Genomic DNA, 1,317 nt, shown 5'->3' on the forward strand with positions numbered 1-1,317 from the left:
GAAGCAACCAATTGATCGGTTATGGTCTCGTTGTTGGTTTAGATGGCACGGGTGATAAAACCCCATTTACGAGCCAAACATTCCGTAATTTGATGAATCAATTTGGTATCACGATTCCACCTGGTGTTGATCCAAAAGCGAAGAATATTGCAGCGGTTGCCGTGCATGCGGATTTGCCCGCGTTCGCCAAACCTGGCCAACGCATTGATGTCACGGTATCAAGCCTCGGTGATTCGAAGAGCCTACGTGGCGGGTCTTTGCTAATGACACCGCTTAAAGGTGCCGATGGTCGAATTTATGCCATGTCGCAGGGCAGTTTGGTCGTTGGTGGTTTTGGTGCAGATGGTAGCGATGGTTCATCGATTACGGTGAATGTTCCAAGTGTGGGGCGTATACCAAATGGTGCGACGGTAGAGCGCGGTATTGCGAGTCCGTTTAGCCAAGGCGATACGATCACATTTAATTTGCATCAGCCTGACTTTACAACGGCCATGAACGTCTCGCAGCAAATCAACGATATGCTTGGTCCGGACACAGCCTATGCGCAAGACGGCACATCAATTCGTGTGCGTGCTCCGAGGGACTCAGCGCAGCGCGTGTCGTATCTCGCAATGCTAGAAAATCTGAATGTTGAGCCAGGTGAGGCTGCCGCAAAAGTCATTATTAATTCGCGAACTGGAACCATCGTTGTTGGGCAAAATGTAAAAGTACTTCCTGCCGCTGTAACCCATGGCAGTTTGACGGTGACGATCAACGAGCAAGCTGAAGTCAGCCAACCTAATCCATTTTCGGACGGCCAAACAGTCGTTGTGCCGCGTTCAGATGTCAGTGCTGAACAAGAAAAAGGCCGCATGTTTGAGTTTGGTCCTGCGACCACGCTTAGTGAGATTGTACAAGCTGTTAACCGTGTAGGAGCAGCACCTGGCGATATCATGGCGGTGCTAGAAGCGCTCAAACAAGCTGGCGCACTGAAAGCGGATTTGGTGGTGATCTAATGATCCAAACGCCAGACGTCTCCAACTACAACGATTTATCTGCGCTGCAGGGGCTAAAGTCTGCCTCAACTAAAGATACACGAGAGGGTATCAAAGCAGTTGCCGAGCAGTTTGAGTCCTTGTTTATTTCAATGATGCTCAAATCAATGCGAGAGGCGAATAAGGGCTTGTCAGAAGGCAATATTCTTTCTAGTAATGAGAGCGAATTCTATCAAGAAATGTTCGACTCCCAGATTTCTGTGTCATTGGCGGGGAAAAACGGCGGCGGTATTGGCCTCGCTGAAGTTATCGAGCGCCAGATATTAGAAAGTAAGGGCTTAGT

At 49.1% G+C, this 1,317-nt stretch carries 2 protein-coding genes; both read left to right on the forward strand.

Annotated features, from left to right (window positions below):
- On the forward strand, nucleotides 1-995 hold a 995-nt coding region (locus tag A3762_RS22640; protein WP_068757746.1), incomplete at its 5' end, for a flagellar basal body P-ring protein FlgI.
- Nucleotides 995-1,317 (forward strand): rod-binding protein (locus tag A3762_RS22645; protein WP_197469510.1); only part of this gene is annotated, 323 nt, incomplete at its 3' end. The genes A3762_RS22640 and A3762_RS22645, both read left to right, overlap by 1 nt.

It is taken from the genome of Oleiphilus sp. HI0125 (assembly GCF_001635355.1).